Source organism: uncultured Virgibacillus sp. (genome assembly GCF_947495635.1).
Taxonomy (GTDB): Bacteria; Bacillota; Bacilli; order Bacillales; family Amphibacillaceae; genus Virgibacillus; species Virgibacillus salarius.
This window is the reverse complement of the sequence record NZ_CANMAB010000036.1, coordinates 1-17,539: the sequence shown is the minus strand read 5'-3', so window position 1 is coordinate 17,539 and position 17,539 is coordinate 1. Positions and strand designations below refer to the sequence as shown.

The window sequence follows — 17,539 nt, the reverse complement described above, 5'->3', positions numbered from 1 at the left end:
TGAATTTTCCCTTTATTTTCATTGGTAGTTGTCTCATCCACCTTACTGTTCAACAAAAAACAGTCACTCTTATAGAACAAGTAACTAAATGAATAGCTTCATAGTTTGTAATCATTGCTTTCTCCCTCCAAATCTGTATAATATATTTCGAGTGTCGAAGAAAAAGGAGGGTTATTGTGGATGCACAGCAAGCTACTACAAATAAATATGGAAAAATCTGGACGCGTGACTTTATACTAATCTGTTTAGCTAATTTCTTTATTTTTCTAGGTTTTCAAATGACGCTCCCAACCCTGCCACTATTTGTGAAAGAGCTTGGTGGTAGTGATCAGCTAATCGGCATTATTGTTGGTATTTTTACATTTTCAGCACTTTTAATGAGACCATATGCTGGTCATGCACTGGAATCTAGAGGGAGACGCTTTGTTTATATGTTCGGTCTTGGTGTGTTTGTATTATCGGTTGGCTCTTTCGCCTTCGTTACAAGCATCGCCTTTTTATTTATGATGCGAATTGTTCAAGGAATAGGCTGGGGATTTTCAACCACAGCGACTGGAACAATTGCCACCGATCTTATTCCCCCTAAACGCCGTGGAGAGGGGATGGGTTATTTCGGATTATCAGGTAACATTGCTCTTGCCTTCGGTCCTTCACTTGGCTTGACATTAGTAGATGTCATAACCTTTCCACAACTATTTCTAATCTGTGCTAGTGGTGGTTTGATTGCATTTATATTATCCAGTACAATCAGGTATAAAAAGGTAGACCAGTCTGAACATAAAACAGTTGCGGTGAAGTTCGATATCTTTGAAAAAACTGCGATACAGCCTTCCATGTTATTATTTTTTATTACCTTTACGTTTGGAGGAATTGCCACTTTCCTTCCGTTACACGCAGCAGAAAAAAGTGTAGCTGGAATCGAATCTTATTTTCTTGTATATGCCATTTTTTTAATGATTTCTCGTACCTTTGCTGGTAAAGTGTATGATCGAAAAGGGCATCTCTATGTCTTTTTACCAGGGACGGTTTTAATTTTTGGGGCAATGCTCTTATTAGCCTGGCTGCCAAATACTGCAGTTATGCTAATTGCAGCTGGTATGTATGGACTTGGATTTGGCTCTGTGCAGCCAGCCTTACAAGCATGGGCTGTTGAAAATGCGCCGGGTAATCGAAAGGGTATGGCAAATGCAACATTTTTCTCTTTCTTTGATTTAGGTATAGGGTTAGGTGCCATTATATTTGGACAAATTGCCTTTGTATTCAATTATTCTTTCATTTATGTAACAGCTGCAGGCTCTGTGTCGCTTTCGATTATTTTATATATATATCTAGTATGGAAGGCAGCTCGTAGTCATAATCGGCAGTAAAAAACCAAGCGAAGATAAATATCGCTTGGTTTTTAAATTAGCTGCTAACACTATTTTTCCTTAGGAAGGACAATTCGTTTATATAAATGAACGGTAATCAAATAGTATAGTCCGTAAATTACGAAGAAAATACTAATTGGGATCCAAATTTTTGTATAAGGCTCAATGATAATAAACGAGAACATTTGCATTCCCACAATTACATGCACTAAGCCAACTAACGCTGGGAAAAGGAATAATAGGAAGAGCTCACGGTAGATAGATTTCTTCAATAATGATTTGCGTACGCCAATTTTCCTTAGCATACTATAGCGATGTATATCTGCCCCTGCGCTTGATAGTAATTTAAACATCAGAACACTGGCCATCATCATTAAGAAAGCTATTCCTAGGAATATTCCCATAAAAATGGTTCCGCTAGCAAGACTCTTTAATGCAACATAGTTCGTGAACTTACTACCGGTATTTTCAACTGGTTCTCCACGATATTTTTCTGCGATCTGAGCTTGACCCTTATCGATTTTTTCTAGCTGCGGAATGTCCGCTTTAAAATCTTCGACGCGAGCCAAAATTACTTCATTTTCATTCGCATCTATTTCATTGTATTTAGCTTGATCAACAATGTATATAGAAGCAGTACCGAACATGTAGTAGTTTGCATTAATTTCGTTGGAAATAGCTGTCCACCAATTTTCAGGTAATTCCTCAGAGCCTGCATCTTCTTGAAGTGAATAAGACGAAGCAGGTAATTTATCTTCAACACGTTGCTTTTTTGGTAACTCAAACTGTGCATTGTATGCCTGCACCAATGGTGGATCTTCGACTAGCCTATTTTTAAGAAAATAAATGCCATCATCAGTTACTTTATACGTATACGTATGCTGTTCAGTCACATCCATCGCCTTGAGTGCTTCTAAGTCTTGCTCGGTTGGTTGATGTATGGCGACATCATTCGCATGGAACATGGAAGATTGAATTTCAATATTATGATAAAAGGAGATCCCTGCTGTCATGGCTCCTAATCCAAGAGCAATAAGCATGGCAACCGTTCCTAGTACCTTTGTTAAATTAAGCATACGAAAACGAAGTTGTCCAAGTGTAAACGAATTAATTCCTTTCTCATTAAGCTGTCGGTTTTGCTTTAGCTTTTTTAAGAAATAGGGTAAAAACGAGATAAAAACAAGGTATGTTCCTGGTATAATTGTGACGGAGGCTAAAATTACACCGAAGTGCTGTAGGTATGCAATTTTAATCATTGCGAAATAGCCAATGCCGATTAATATAATGGCAAATAGCACGCCAAAGAACGTTTTTACACCACTTACCTTCACGAAATCTTGCTGCTGACCAGCGTGTAGTAAATGTAATACACTTCTTCTGCCAATCTGCCAAGCATTTACGATGGAAGTCAACAGGAATAAAATAATATAAAAGATAACGGTTGTAAGGATGGAGGAAGTATATACTGCCTTAAATCCTTCTACTGAAAAATCAAGCTGCTGCATTAACAAGTCAGAAATACCAATCGATAATCCAACTCCGACTATGATTCCTACGACAAGAGAGATAATCCCAATGAAGAATGTTTCGAAAAACATCAGTTGTGTGATTTTACCCTTTTTAGCTCCAAGTGTCATATACATGCCCATTTCTTTTTGCCTTAATGTTTGAATAAAAGAAGTGGCATAGAATATATAGAAAATAGTAATAAACCCTAAAATAAAGGAACCAACATGAAACACAAACATGATGGAACTAATTAATGAATTTGCTTCAACAAATACTTTATTTTGAGCTAACGTTTGAAACATGTAAAAAATAGCAATGGATATCGTTAATCCAAACAATAATACTAAATAATCTTTAAACATTTTTCGCATACTTGATAAAGTTAATTTTACTAACATCGTATCACCTACTTTCTATTCCAATTCATTTGATGTAGCAAACTCAGCAAGTACATCTAGGATTTCCTGATGGAAGCTATTTCTTGTTGTGTTGCGATGGATTTCTTTATATAATTGGCCATCTTGGATGAATAAGATTCGCTGACAATAGCTAGCACTTAACGGATCATGTGTAACTAACATAATTGAAGTATTAAGCTTTTCATTTAAGTGAACTAATGTTTCCATTAAGCTTTTTGCGTTTTTAGAGTCCAAGGCACCGGTTGGCTCATCTGCTAAAATCATGGCAGGCTCATGTACAAGTGCTCGCGCAGCAGCAACACGTTGTTTTTGACCTCCAGATATTGTAATAGGATATTTATCGATAATCTTTTCAATACCTAATTTTTGTGCAACGTTCATCACGCTTGGCTTAATATGTCGAGTGGAAACACCTTTTAATGATAACGGTAGAGCAATGTTTTCATATACAGTCAGGTTTTCTAACAGGTTAAAGTCTTGAAAGATAAATCCAAGCTGCTCGGAACGAAAATCTGCCAACTGGTTTTGCTTCATAGCGGTAATATTCGTACCAGCGATCTCAATGGTTCCACTAGAAGATTGATCTAATGTAGAAATAACATTTAATAGAGTGGTTTTTCCGGCGCCTGATGGCCCCATAATTCCAACAAATTCACCGCTCTCTATATCAAAAGAGACGTCTTTTAATGCGTGAAATTGATTTTCATTTTTCTTCCCATAAACTTTATTTAAATGGTTTACGTGTAATACAGGTTGACTCATAATCCTACCTCCAACTTTATTTTCTAATGCTAGTCTACCGTTATTAGGAGTTAGAAGGTATGGATTTTCCTTTCAGCAAGCTTACAGTTTTGTAAGGGTAAATGACGGGGAAAGCTGTTTTATGAGCAGGCTTCAGTTTAAAATCAATGAAAACTCGTATACAATAGTAATAAGAATTGGTAAAGGATGGTATTTGCTATTTTGAAAAGTATCCGAAACATCAATGTTGAAAAATTATTTCCTTCCGTTATATATAAGCGAGGATTAGACTACTATTTACAAGATAAGGTAAGTGATCTTTTATACGATATTAATTATCAAGTATGGACTGCCATCGTACACGGATCGGAAAATTATTTTGTCGAGATTAATATGAAGGATTTTTCTAAAGGTACCATTGATACGTATTGTGATTGTCCGGCATTTGACGCATTTGGTTCATGTAAGCATATAGCTGCGGTATTAATCCATATCGTTAATAAAGACAATGAGAAATTTCAGGTTCCTAAATATTCCTCATATGATTACAACATGACTCGGAAATTTATGAATGCACTTCATAACATTCCGCAAAACAATAACGACAAGGAAACTGCGTTACCAAAGCAAACGATGCTTAAGGTAGAGTATAGTTGCAAATTAGCTTTTAATAGTCAATTGGAAATTGAGCTTAAAGTGGGAGAAAAGCGTTGTTTTGTTGTGAAAAATGCAGGTGAATTTCTCCAACATGTTTCACAAGCATCGGAATACCCGATGACAAAAAAATTTTCCTATAATCCAGATATACACACTTTTTCAGATGTGGATCGGCAGATTTTAGAGACATTATCTGCCATCATTAAAAATGAAAGAATTTATCATACCAATCCTTTTTTCAGAGGCGATCAAGCAAGTAAACGATCGATTATCATTCCACCACTAGAGGCAAAAGCGTTGCTAGAAAAATTAGTAGCGCAGTCATTGACTGTGGAAACAAAGGATCTCACGTATCCATCTGTATCCATTAATAGGGATTCGTTACCTTTTCAATTTTCTTTAACCGCTAGTGAACAAGAAGATTTGCAATTGGAAATGGAAAAGGTGAATGATTTTATCTACTTAGATGCCTATGAATTACTATTTTCTGAAGGAATATTTTATTTTCTTCAAAGTCATCAAGTTCCAGTGATTGAACAGATTAGTCATTTCCGTAATGAAGGTTTTCATTTACCAATCGCCAAGAAGCAGGCAGATGAATTTGTTTCTACTGTTATTCCATCATTGAAAAAAATTGGTGAGGTAGCGATCGATGATAAGGTAGCTAAAGATATTATTCAAGTACCATTACAGGCAAAACTCTATTTAGAGGTGAAGGCAGCATGGGTCGTAGGTAGATTAGAATATCATTATGGAAAAGAACAAATTGACCCCTTTAGTGGACGTGAAGAAAATGAAGTCATTATTATTCGTGATGTGGAAAAAGAACAACAAATTATGCGACTCATAGAACATGCTGATTTTCACTATAATGGGAAAGAGCTCTATATCGATATGGAAAACGAAGAGGAAATGTATGATTTCATTTATTATATGCTTCCAAAGCTAAAGGAGTATGTGGAGCTCTACTTAACCTCAGAAATACGGAATCTAATCGTCGAACAAGAACCGATGACAAGTACAAGTGTTAAATTGGAAAATGCATCAAATTTACTTGATATCGGTTTTGATATTGAGGGGATAAATGACACAGAGGTAAATCAAATATTAGAGGCAGTTATTGAAAAAAAACGCTATTATCGTTTGGATAATGGAGCACTTCTTTCCTTGGAAAGTGACACATTTTCATCTGTTAGACGGTTCTTAGATGGGATGGATATTGAGGTCAATGATCTGGATGAAGGCAAGGTTAAGGTGCCAGTGTATCAAGGTACACAGGTAGATGAGCTACTGGAAACGAGTAAGCGTTATGATCTATCATTTCGTAAATTACTACATCAGTTAAAATCTCCAGAAGAACAAGTATACCCACTTCCAGATACGCTGGAGGCATCACTTAGAAATTATCAGCAAATTGGCTATCAATGGTTTAAATCATTGAGCCATTATCATTTGGGAGGTATACTAGCGGATGACATGGGTCTAGGGAAGACATTACAAAGTATCGCATATATTGCGTCAGAGCTTTGTGAAGATCCTCATCTGATTGTGGCGCCTTCATCTGTTGTATATAATTGGAAAAAAGAATTTGAAAAATTTACACCAACATTAAAAGTAGCTGTCTTAACTGGATCTCCCCAGGAAAGAAGACGAAAATTTTCGGATTCAAAAAATATGGATGTTTGGATTACTTCCTACGCAACGTTACGGCAAGATATTGCACTGTATGAGGAATTATCTTTTCAAACACTGATTCTCGATGAAGCGCAATATATAAAGAATTATGCTACGAAAACATCGAAAGCTATTCGGCAAATTAAAGCAGGGAGACGATTTGCCTTAAGTGGGACCCCAATTGAAAACTCGATTGATGAGCTATGGGCTATCTTCCAAGTAATTCTCCCAGGATTAATGCCGAATCATCAAACATTTAAACAACTGTCTTACGAAAAAATTGCTATGATGACAAGACCATTTATTTTACGACGCCTAAAACGGGATGTGCTAAATGAGCTACCCGATAAAATTGAAACCGTGCATACTTCTGAGTTAACGAAGGAGCAGAAGGATTTATATGTAGGCTATCATCGACAGCTACAAGAAGAAGCTGCACAATCAATGAACGAAAATGGCTTTCAAAAAAACCGTATGAAGATACTTGCCGGTTTGACAAGACTAAGACAAATTTGCTGTCACCCATCTCTATTTTTAGAAAACTATCAAGGGGAATCCGGAAAGCTAGAACAACTTATGGACACAATAAAGAATGCATTAGGAAATGGGAAGCGTATGCTAATATTTTCTCAGTTTACTTCGATGCATGAAATTCTGATTAAGAAGTTAGATCATGAAGGGATCGGCTATTTTTATCTACATGGTCAGACACCATCGCATGAAAGAGTTGAGATCAGTGAGCGATTTAACAATGGTGAAAACAACGTGTTTCTAATTTCGTTAAAAGCCGGTGGAACGGGACTTAATTTAACAGGTGCCGACACCGTTATTCTATATGACTTATGGTGGAACCCAGCAGTTGAGGACCAAGCAACAGGTCGTGCTCATCGTTTTGGCCAAAAAAATGTAGTTCAAGTGATTCGGCTTATTACGGAAGGTACTATTGAAGAGAAAATATATGAGCTGCAGCAAAAGAAACGAGAATTAATCGATCAAGTAATCCAGCCTGGAGAAACGATGATATCCAGCTTGAGTGAAGATGATGTCAGGGAGCTATTAAATATATAAAACGTAACGATGTAATAAGTGTATTTGGTTTATAAAAAAGTTAAACACGGGGCGTTGCAAACATGGATACTAGATCGATGTTTGCAACGCCCCCTATTCGTGTTTAAGGAGTTACGCTTACATGATAAGGAGAGGTTTAAAACAACGATGACGTAAGTACGAATAAAATAGGCTCGAGTTATCACTTTTATTCAAAAAACGATGCTTCATATTTGGTAGAGTACGTACCACATCTCCTTCATCTAAAAAATACTCGGTCCCTTCTAGTTCGATATGTGCCTTCATAAGGTCTGGTGTTAAAACATCATAGACAATATGGTTATTATTTTCACGATATACGTTCACGCGATCTTTTTTTCTGGAAATAAGGGAATCTGTATCAATTTCATTAAAAAAAAGCGTACAGTGGTACGTTTAATGCTTTTGCAATTAACTCTAATACAGTAAGCAAAGGATTTCCTTGTCCTCTTTCTACTTGATTAATAATTGACGTGCTAATTCCTGCATCATCGGCAAACTCACGAATTGTCATACCATTCTTTTTACGATAGTTTAATAGAGTTTGTCCTAAGCCATGGTTCTTTATAATAGTGCCCCTTCAATACAATATAAGTTTGATATCTTTTGTGCTGACATACTAAGCATAGTGTAAGAATGCTTTCTTCATGAATTATTTAATTTAATAGGAAAGTAATTAACATCAAGTAAAATTAAATCTGTGTATGTAATAAATATACGACTTAAGACGGAGTCGGAAAATTTAAAATAAGCTATACTTTTCATAAGGGAGGATGCTAAGTGGAACAAACTATAAAAGAAAATTGGGAACTTGATACATTATACACTGGCGGTAAAGATTCCAAAAAATTACATGAGACGTTGAATCAATTAAAGCGAGAGATAGATAGGCTGCATACGAAGATTGGAACAGTGGATGATCAATTATCATTTGCTTCCTGTTTACGCGATGTGCAAAAAAATCTAAAAGGTCTAAGAGAGCTAGAGGATTACATTGTCTGCCTCTATGCAGTTAATGTGGGAGAGCCCGATATATTAAAAATAATGAATGAGATAGATCATGTACGCTCCATGTTTGAAGCATTATTTGTAGATATTGACACGCATATTGATCATTTTTCCGTCGATCAATGGAATCATTTTATTCAATTACAGGAAGTTGAAGATGTTCGTTTTTATCTAGAAGAGCGTAGAGCCGGGATCAAAGATCGTCTCCCTGCTGAAATGGAAAAGTTAATTAATAAATTGGCGATTAACGGATTTATTGGTTGGGAGAATTACTACGAACAGTTAATGGGTGAATTGAAAATCCTCATCGACAAACAGGGAAAGGTAGAGGAAGCATCGATAGGACAAGCATTAATGTATCTAGCTTCGCCCAATCGCTCGCTAAGGAAAAATACAGCGGAAGCATTAATGGATGTATTGCAACAAAATGGCTCCTCTTTTGCCACGACATTTAATCGAATAAGTGGATTTCGCTTAGATGTGTATGAAAAGCGTGGCTGGGACAATATGCTAAAAGAGGCAATGGATAAAAATAGAATGAAGGAGAAAACGCTACATACCATGCTATCAGCTATACGCGCGAAGAGTTACATCATGCAACCTTATTTAAAACGAAAAGCGCAGTTAATGAAGCTTAAGAAAATGGCATGGTATGATACGGATGTACCAAGCTTTACATCAAAAGATAAAATTACTTACGCAGAAGCGGCAGATTTGATCATTACCCAATTCTCTAAGTTTAGTGAAAAACTTGGAACTTTTGCAGCAAATGCTTTTGCGAATGGTTGGATAGAGGCAGAGGATAGGAAGGGGAAAATGCATGGTGGGTTTTGTGCCTACTTACCAATTGCTAAAGAAAGTCGTATTTTTTTAACGTATACCGGCAGTTATCAAGATGTTGTAACGATTGCTCATGAACTTGGGCATGCTTATCATAATTACTTAGTCAACGATCAACCCGCTTTTGCACAGGAAAGAAGTACAAGTATTGCGGAAACAGCTTCAACGTTCGCTGAGAATCTAGTACTCGATGCTGTAATAGACAGCGCATCAAATGAAGAAGAAAAATTAACCTTGCTAGAAATGAAGATTGGAAATGGTCTAAAGTATCAAGTGACTGTTCCAGCAATGTTTGATTTCGAAATGAAATTATATGAACAACGGAAGTCTGGCCCATTGAAACCCAATGAAATAAATGAATTAATGACAAGCACGTTTAAACAGGTTTATGGAGACACGGTGAAAGACATGAACCCTTATCTATGGATGACCATCCCACACCTTTATCGTACAGAGCTGCCATTTTATAATTTTCCGTACACCATTGGCTATCTACTCAGCAATGTAATGTATGCACAATATAAGGAAAATCCCGTACAGTTTCCGGCTCAATACGATGCATTTTTAAAAAACACAGGAAAAATGACAATTGAACAATTGGCAGCCCACTATCTAAAGCAGGACATTACAGATTTGTCATTTTGGGAAGCATCCTTGCAGCCAACAATCGAAGCTATTGAACAGTATAAGAAATTATCGGAAAGAAAATGGCAGGAAATGAGATGATGGGTACGAAGGGATTTATCCCGCATATAACTGGCAGTAAGATTCTCGCTTCAAGCAATAAAGAGAAACCGAAATTGGTAAGAGGGGAATCAACTGCCAGTAAATGTCCGATTGGTTCAAGGGCCTTTAGGTCATACCCTTGTGGTACTAACCATCCGTGGGGATAAACAAGCCCACGGATGGAAGATTTACTTTATCAAGTTTACTGATTTAATCGGAATAGTTTTCTCGGCCTTCCTTTTAGATAAGGCTTTTCCTCACCTGCCACTTTTATGACCTCGCCAGCTAACAGTTTATTAATGGTACGCTCTGCACTTCGTTTTGTAACTTTATAATGCGATGCAATATCGTGAGAAGAGAATGGTTCGTTATTTCGAGATTGAATAAAATCGATAAAATTATAGGATAGTTCATTATTTAAACGTGCCTTATGAATGAGTGCTTGATAAAGCTTCGATGTATCAAAATGTTTAATAATACCAATTGGTCCAATCGTATCTTGCCGTTCATTAACAATATAGCATTTACTGTCTTTTTCCGTACTGCATGCATCTAATGCTAATTTCGCATTTTCCACTGCTTCCTTTGCGGTTAAAGCCAATCCAAATCCAATATCGACAGGTGTTTGCAATGTTTTCTCAATATCGTACAGTAAAGGAAAATCCCGATAATGATTTTGAATATGGTCAATGACTCCCTTGGTACCGAATAAAATAAAACGGTTATCATCACTTGGAAAGACGGAAGCGTTCGTTTGCTTGGCAAATGTTAAGAGTAAACGATGTAATTTCTGTAGCGATTGCTTAGCCACCGTACTACCTCTTCGTTGCTCAATAACTTCCCATTGCTTTAATCGTACGTATCCAGAAACAATTTGTGTAGTATTGGGCTCTGAAAGTGTCACAATTTTTCGAGCCTCTTCGAGGGCGCATGCAATATTTAGTCTAGGTATTGTCATACAGCTTACGGGTATACCTTCATGTCTTAATTTTATTTCGATTTCCTTTGTAGATGTGAGGACAGTATCAATTTTTCCTTCCTTCCATAACGTTTGATGGAAGGACACAATGTCATCTGAATGCACCTGCTGTTGTTTATTTGGCTGAAAAATATAGATATCCTTATTTTTCATGGCTATATCTGCTAGTACGTTGCTGACATGCTTCCCACTTAACACATCTAGAGAAATGCGGTTAATAACTTGTTTATGAAGATGGTTTAACCGGAATAAGGAGTGAATAATCATATATTCATCATACGGTATTTGAATACTTGGAATTCGCTTCTTCACTAACAAGTCTTTTGCATATAGATAAGAGAGCTGTTCCGTAAATAAATAAATATCACATACATATGCTTTTTCAATTAATTCTGTAACATCTTCAGCCTTTGAGTAGGTAAAGGGCATAAGCTCGATATCGCTTTTCGTATCAGCGAGCTTCATAATGCGTTTCATTACATCCTCATTACCAAAAGCTGCAATCTTAATTTTCATTCTAAACGCTCCCATGTTCTTATAAATGATTATAAATGCAAATTTTTTTACTATGTAATCCTATTTTTATTTAAACTAGCTTCCCTACTTGATGTAACGAATTAATAAATGACCGATATCTGCAATTATTCTTTCACTTTCTGCATTAAGGGAGATTCCTTCTGATAAAAGAACAACATGTATCGTCTTATCCTGATATTTCATAATGCCAGCATCATGGGTGACTCCTTGTAGCTCCCCCGTTTTATGGTAAAACTGAATCTCATCCTCTGCCTGCAAATAACTAGGGAGCTTATTGGTAAATTGCTGGTTAGCTAAAATAGTTAAAATCATTTTCTGGCTCTCTTTTGTTAAAAATTTATTATTTTCTGAAATTAAATGCAACAATTTTGCGATATCATATGCACTTGTATAATTGTCCAATCCATTTTCCTTTGCCTGTAGATCCATAAACTTACGTTGAATGATCGATTGTTGGCAGTCAGCATCTTTTGTTAATTGATTGATTGTTTCTACACCTAATATATCAAGTAATACATTGGCAGCTGTGTTATCTGAAACAATAATCATTAGCTCCAATAAATTTCGATAACTATAAATATGAGAATGGGATAAATAATTAATTACTCCAGCACCGCCAACCATATTTTCCCTTTTTATATAAACAAGCTTGTCCTGTAAATGTGGGTTTTTATCTAGTTGACGAAAGCCTGCAATTAAAATTGGTAATTTAGCCAAACTGGCTGCACATCTTAACTGAGCTGGATTAATGGAAATAGTACCTTCATCTGTTTCAATATAAACAGAAAAATGATCGCTTACCGGTTCCAATTTGTGATGTATGGATTTTTCCAATTCTCGAAATTTCATATTGTATAGACCACCTTACATATCAGTCTTAGAAAACTTTCTGAAGCTGGACGTACACTGTAAGCAAGTATTGACATCGCTTCTTTGCTTTAATACAATAAAGCGTTCATCAATATTTAACGAACAACAATCGACAACTTTCGCTAATAGCAATATAGTATTGAATTTTCTCATAATTGTCAATCCTAAAATAATATATTTGCATTACATATACATATATCTAGCTGACTGAACTACCTAAAAAACAGTATGAAATAAACATACAGGCTGGGACCGTTCCCGTGGAAAGCGAAGTTGTTATACATCTTCTTTTGATAAAAATACGTTTGTTCCTGCCTCTTTTCACACATATGTGAGTTACATCTTTCATTCCACGGCAACGGCTTACCCTCTTTATGGGCAAGTCCCGTGTGAGGATATCACACGGTTACTTTTTCACTGAAGTCTTGTATAGTTTCGCTGCGACATCTGAACGGTATCTTTTCGGGAAGTTCCGTTTTTGAAGAAAAGAATATTAGAGCGAGCTACCTTCGAAGAACACTCTTTATAGCTAAATGTAATAATAAATAATCAGTAGTAGCCCTAATAACACAAAGGTAGTAATTGTTTGGAATTGCATGATCTTATAAAATGAGGGGTTTACCTTTTCAGAAGGAGCAGGCTTTTCTTTCCATTCTTCCATATAGTCATTTGACATCATACTTAAAAATCTTCTGAAGCCAAACGTGACACCATCAAAGAAGCCGCCTTTTTTGGTATAGATAAACAATGTAATGACGAGAAGCAGTAAAAACACATAGAATAGTGCATTAATGAAGTTCACGAGATTATAGGATGGAGCAAAAATAAGAAAAATTACAATCGTTAAGCATATCGTGAGCAGGAAATACAGCCCATGTTTTGATTTATTCATAGCGTCACCTTCTAGATAAGTTGAACTAATTATATCATAGAATTTTATGTTGCAAAAAGCGCATTATTTAAAAAATTTAATGAATTGTATTTAGGACGAAAGCATTAATCCAACGCCGTTTACACATATTTTTAATAAATGAAAATAATAATAGTTTTTACACTATTATAAAAAATGTTTTGCAAATTAGCTGGGTTGATTGTATAATTTCGTTAGTAGATTAAATCTGCGAAAAAATCAAAAAACTATTACTTTAAGGGGGTTCTTTTTAACTATGAAGTTAAAATGGTCACTATTATTGGCTCTTGGTCTATTGCTTAGTGTGTTTTTGGTAGCATGCTCAGGTGATGACGGAGATTCAGCTGAAGGCACTGGTTCTGATGATAAGAAAGAAGAAGAACCAGCAAAAGAAGAAGAAAATGTAGAACAAGTACTTAATTTTATTAATGGAGATACAATTCCATCGATGGATCCATCCATGGCTACTGACGAATATGGCTTCCAGTTTCTAGGTGCAACTATGGAAGGTCTTTATCGCTTGGATGAGAACGCAGAACCAGTTGAAGGTATTGCAACAGAGCACAAAGTGAGTGAAGACGGTCTTACATGGACATTTACCTTACGTGAAGATGCAGTTTGGTCTAATGGCGACCCTGTAACTGCACATGATTTCGTTTATGCTTGGCAGCGTGCTGTAGACCCAGACACTGGCTCTGAATATGGTCCGTATATGATGGGTGGCGTTATTAAAAATGCAACAGCTGTTAACACTGGGGACGCTCCTGTAGAGGATTTAGGTGTTAAAGCGGATGGCGATTACACCCTTGTTGTAGAGCTAGAAAATCCTGTACCTTATTTTGAATCATTAACTACCTTTGGTACGTTCCTCCCGTTAAATCAAAAATTCGTTGAAGAACAAGGCGATAAGTTTGCTACAAGTACAGATACGCTATTATCTAATGGTCCTTATAAGCTAACAGATTGGGAAAGCACAAGCAGCTCATGGAACCTGGAGAAGAATGCAGATTACTGGGATGCAGAAACGGTTAAGCTAGAAAAAATGACGTATGAAGTGGTAAAAGATCCACAAACTGGTGTTGACTTATATGAAAGCGGTACAGTTGATCGTGCTGGACTATCATCTGATTTAGTAGATCAGTATTCTACACATGAAGATTATGTAGTAACACCTGAAACATCAGTCTTTTACTTGAAGATGAACCAAACGAGAAACGAAGCATTAGCAAATACAAATGTCCGTGCTGCGATTAGTCGTGCATTTGATAAGCAAGCACTAGTCGATCAAATCCTTAACAACGGATCGCTAGTAGCTAACGGTTTAATTCCTGCTAACTTTACCCCAATGCCAGGCGGTGGAGAGGATTTCCGTGAAGTTAGTGGCGACTTAGTGACATATGATGTAGAAAAGGCGAAAGAATATTGGGAAAAAGGTCTAGAAGAACTAGGAACAGACTCTGTCGAGCTTGAATTCCTTGCAGGTGATTCAGAAACGGCTAAAACGATGAATGAATACCTTGCTAATCAGCTAGAAACAAATTTACCTGGATTAAAAGTTACGTTAAAGCAGGTTCCGTTTGAGCAACGTTTAGACTTAGATACGAATATGGATTATGATATTCAATTCTCCGGCTGGGGTCCAGACTATCTTGATCCATATACCTTCCTTAACCTATGGTTAACGGATGGTGGTAATAATAAAATGGGCTACTCTAACCCTGACTATGATGCGTTATTAGAAAAAACGACTACGGAATTAGCTCAAGATAATGAAGCACGTTACCAAACCTTCCTTGAAGCAGAAAAGATGCTATTTGAAGATGCAGCAATCGCTCCTGTTTACCAAAGTGCAATGGCACAATTAGTATCACCTAAAGTTAAAGGTGTTTATGTGAATCCATTTGGACCAACATATGAATACAAATGGGCTAGCGTTGGAGCAGAAGAATAATAGTAGTCTAAATTAATATATGCTAAAGATTAGTAGGTTAAGAGAGTGTATGACCCTTTGGTATATACTCTCTTTTCCCCTGTCAATAAAAAGACTTATAATAAATAACATTTACTATTTTTAGAATATTCAGCTTAATAGGAGGTGCGCAAATGGTTCGTTATATACTACGACGTGTATTTTATATGGTAATTACGCTATTTATCATCGCGACCGTATCTTTCTTTTTAATGAAGATGCTACCAGGTAGTCCGTTGAAGGCAGAAGATAAACTGACCGAAGAACAAAAAGAAATCGTTCTTGAGAAATATGGCTTAAATGATCCCGTGCCAGTGCAATACATAACTTATTTGAAAGATTTAGTGCAAGGGGACTTAGGTATCTCCTTTGCGTTTGATAATACACCGGTTACAAAAATACTTATGGATCGAATTGGTCCGTCGGCACAGCTAGGTGCACAATCGTTACTAGTGGGAACATTTTTAGGTATTTTATTTGGGTTAATTGCCGCGATTTCGCATAATGGTATCCTCGATTATACCTCAACCATTCTCGCTGTACTAGGTACTTCCATACCTTCGTTTGTTTTTGCCGGACTACTCCAATGGTTCCTTGCCGTGGAAACAGGCTGGTTCCCTGTCGCATTATGGGGAACGTTTGAACATACCATATTGCCAACGATCGCCTTGATGATATTCCCGATGGCAACGGCCGCTCGTTTTACGCGTACGGAAATGATCGAAGTAATGGGTTCTAATTTTATTACAACCGCACGTGCGAAGGGTGTAAGTGAATACGGAATCATCTTCAAGCATGGTATGCGTAATGCACTTATTCCACTTGTGACCGTAATTGGTCCAATGGCAGTGAGTTTAATGACAGGAACGCTTGTTATTGAACAAATTTTTGCCGTACCTGGGATAGGTGAGCAGTTTGTATCATCCATTATGGTTAATGACTACCCAACAATTATGGGGACAACCCTCTTATTTGCCTTTTTATTTGTCGTCATCATTCTAGTCATCGACCTCCTCTATGTATTAATTGACCCGAGAATTAGACTGACAGGAGGGAAGAGCTAAAAATGGATAACAAAAAGAACGAGCAACAAGTACCAAAAGAATTATTAATACCAATTGAAAGAAAAGAAGATACAAGTGAAAAAATAACGAGTCCAAGCAGAACTTTTATGCAGGACGCTCGCCGAACCTTCTTCAAAAATAAACTGGCGATTTTTTGTGTTATTATTTTAGGCTTGATTAGTTTATTTAGTATTATCGGACCAGGTATGAATGATCATGGCTTAGATGATCAAGATTTGTCACGTGCTAAAATGCCACCACACGTACCCGTTTTAGAAAATATTTCATGGCTCGGCTTTAACGGTACATTAAAAGATGAATTTAAGGGTAACGATGTAGAACATGCAACGCAAAATGCAATTCAAAGATACAATAATGATAAAGATTTTATTGATATAAAGGTGTTGTCTGAAGGAGATGGCAGTAAGGATTCTGCAGAGGTAAAGGCTACGTATCATATTTACGAAGCCAAGGATATGTCTGATCAATATTTCTGGCTCGGCACCGACACGCTTGGTCGGGATCAATGGACAAGGATTTGGTTAGGTACGCGTGTTTCCTTAATTATCGCATTAGTTGCGGCGGCGATTGACCTCGTAATTGGTGTCGCATATGGTGGTATTTCCGCATATTATGGCGGAAGAGTCGACAATGTGATGCAGCGAATTATTGAAATTCTTGTCGGTATACCAAATCTCGTCGTCATTGTCTTAATGATTCTTGTATTACAGCCGGGAATGCTTTCGATCATTATCGCTCTGACGATAACGGGCTGGATTGGAATGGCCCGGATCGTCCGTGGTGAAGTGTTAAAGCTGAAAAGTCAGGAATTTGTGCTTGCTGCACGAACGCTAGGTACGCCAAATAGCTCGATCATCCGCAGGCATTTAGTACCAAATATTAGTGGGATTATTATCATTAATACGATGTTTACGATTCCAGGGGCGATTTTCTTTGAAGCATTCTTAAGCTTTATTGGATTAGGGATGGTTCCGCCAGAGGCGTCTCTTGGGACATTGATTAATACTGGATTTGAGAACCTGAGATTGTACCCATATTTACTCGTGTTCCCAGCTATATTAATATCCGTAATTATGATTGCATTCAACTTAATTGGAGATGGATTACGTGATGCGTTTGATCCGAAAATGCATAAATAAGAAGGTAGGTGTTTCTAAATGAG

At 36.8% G+C, this 17,539-nt stretch carries 11 protein-coding genes and 1 pseudogene; 6 read left to right on the top strand and 6 right to left on the bottom strand.

The annotated features are described in order from the left end of the window. Nucleotides 1-176 precede the first annotated feature (176 nt). On the top strand, nt 177-1,367 hold the full coding sequence (locus tag Q1A47_RS09885) for an MFS transporter (protein ID WP_299632032.1): 1,191 nt from the start codon (nt 177-179) through the stop codon (nt 1,365-1,367). Nucleotides 1,368-1,417: 50 nt separating this feature from the next. On the opposite strand, the gene Q1A47_RS09880 is transcribed toward Q1A47_RS09885, so the two are convergent. Continuing rightward, nucleotides 1,418-3,274 carry an FtsX-like permease family protein gene (locus Q1A47_RS09880; RefSeq protein WP_166530628.1) on the bottom strand — a complete coding sequence of 619 codons (1,857 nt, stop codon included), beginning with the start codon at nt 3,272-3,274 and terminating at the stop codon, nt 1,418-1,420. A 15-nt stretch (nt 3,275-3,289) separates the two neighbouring features. Continuing rightward, the gene (locus tag Q1A47_RS09875; RefSeq protein ID WP_026682960.1) at nt 3,290-4,057 is read right to left on the bottom strand and encodes an ABC transporter ATP-binding protein; all 768 of its coding nucleotides are present in this window, start codon (nt 4,055-4,057) and stop codon (nt 3,290-3,292) included. 201 nt (nt 4,058-4,258) lie between these two features. On the opposite strand from Q1A47_RS09875, the gene Q1A47_RS09870 reads away from it, so the two are divergent. Next, nucleotides 4,259-7,435 carry a DEAD/DEAH box helicase gene (locus Q1A47_RS09870; RefSeq protein ID WP_166530627.1) on the top strand — a complete coding sequence of 1,059 codons (3,177 nt, stop codon included), beginning with the start codon at nt 4,259-4,261 and terminating at the stop codon, nt 7,433-7,435. A gap of 136 nt (nt 7,436-7,571) precedes the next feature. Here the strand turns inward: Q1A47_RS09870 and Q1A47_RS09865 are convergent. Next, a pseudogene (locus tag Q1A47_RS09865) lies at nt 7,572-8,071 on the bottom strand (XRE family transcriptional regulator). Between the two features lie 162 nt (nt 8,072-8,233). Here Q1A47_RS09865 and Q1A47_RS09860 point away from each other — a divergent pair. Further along, the gene (locus tag Q1A47_RS09860) at nt 8,234-10,027 is read left to right on the top strand and encodes a M3 family oligoendopeptidase (RefSeq protein WP_166530626.1); all 1,794 of its coding nucleotides are present in this window, start codon (nt 8,234-8,236) and stop codon (nt 10,025-10,027) included. Nucleotides 10,028-10,229: 202 nt separating this feature from the next. On the opposite strand, the gene Q1A47_RS09855 is transcribed toward Q1A47_RS09860, so the two are convergent. The 3 genes from Q1A47_RS09855 to Q1A47_RS09845 all read right to left on the bottom strand — a co-directional run bounded on the left by Q1A47_RS09855 (nt 10,230) and on the right by Q1A47_RS09845 (nt 13,305). Then, entirely contained in the window at nt 10,230-11,522 is a 1,293-nt protein-coding gene (locus Q1A47_RS09855) for a hypothetical protein (protein ID WP_166530625.1), read from the bottom strand. An 84-nt stretch (nt 11,523-11,606) separates the two neighbouring features. Further along, nucleotides 11,607-12,392 carry a serine hydrolase gene (locus Q1A47_RS09850; protein WP_166530624.1) on the bottom strand — a complete coding sequence of 262 codons (786 nt, stop codon included), beginning with the start codon at nt 12,390-12,392 and terminating at the stop codon, nt 11,607-11,609. Between the two features lie 550 nt (nt 12,393-12,942). Beyond that, entirely contained in the window at nt 12,943-13,305 is a 363-nt protein-coding gene (locus Q1A47_RS09845; RefSeq protein WP_121604011.1) for a DUF3899 domain-containing protein, read from the bottom strand. 274 nt (nt 13,306-13,579) lie between these two features. Here Q1A47_RS09845 and Q1A47_RS09840 point away from each other — a divergent pair, with 274 nt between their 5' ends. The 3 genes from Q1A47_RS09840 to opp3C all read left to right on the top strand — a co-directional run bounded on the left by Q1A47_RS09840 (nt 13,580) and on the right by opp3C (nt 17,516). Then, a complete protein-coding gene (locus Q1A47_RS09840) occupies nt 13,580-15,274 on the top strand; it encodes a peptide ABC transporter substrate-binding protein (RefSeq protein WP_166530623.1) in 1,695 nt (564 codons plus the stop codon). Nucleotides 15,275-15,426: 152 nt separating this feature from the next. Continuing rightward, a complete protein-coding gene (opp3b, locus tag Q1A47_RS09835; RefSeq protein WP_166530622.1) occupies nt 15,427-16,356 on the top strand; it encodes an oligopeptide ABC transporter permease in 930 nt (309 codons plus the stop codon). A 2-nt stretch (nt 16,357-16,358) separates the two neighbouring features. After that, nucleotides 16,359-17,516 (top strand): oligopeptide ABC transporter permease, encoded by a 1,158-nt coding sequence (gene opp3C / locus Q1A47_RS09830; protein ID WP_166530621.1) that lies wholly within the window; start codon nt 16,359-16,361, stop codon nt 17,514-17,516. The last annotated feature ends 23 nt before the right edge of the window (nt 17,517-17,539 follow it).